General features: G+C 25.0%; 1 protein-coding gene. It reads right to left on the bottom strand.

From position 1 onward, the window contains the following. The coding region (locus KI356_RS22420) for a methyltransferase domain-containing protein (RefSeq protein ID WP_212936504.1) at positions 1-429 on the bottom strand (429 nt) is incomplete at its 3' end. Positions 430-504 lie beyond the last annotated feature (75 nt).

Below are 504 nucleotides of genomic sequence, written 5' to 3'. Positions count from 1 at the left end.
AGAATTACAAGAAAAAATATCGTCTAAAGTTTTTTGAAAATCAGTCTCATTTGTGATGTGATATAAAACATCTAAACATACTACTAAATCACTTTTGAAATATCCTTTATTAATAAAATATTTAGGATTGTATAATAAAAAATTTTTTGTGTTATCTTTTGTAAACATTTTTGAACATATATCTATAGATGTAGGTGAAATATCCATACCTAAGTAGTTAGGATATTCCATATATTTTAATTGGTTACCATCGCCACAACCAAATTCAATTACAGTTTGAATCTGGTTTTCAATTATTAATTCATTAATTACATCTTTCTTGAATTCTGCTAACATTCCATATGATCCACTTCCTGAAGTTCCTCCATTGGCATAATTATTTTCCCAGTAATCGATATAATTAAATTCTTCTTCAGTTGTTTTATCCATAATTATCCTCCTTAAAGATGGTAAAATAAAATATTTTTATAAATATGTATTTTATATGGTTCTGGTGCAAAAACT

This window comes from Bacillus hominis (assembly GCF_018332515.1).
Taxonomy (GTDB): domain Bacteria; phylum Bacillota; class Bacilli; order Bacillales; family Bacillaceae_G; genus Bacillus_A; species Bacillus_A hominis.
This window is presented reverse-complemented; position numbering and strand designations above follow the sequence as displayed.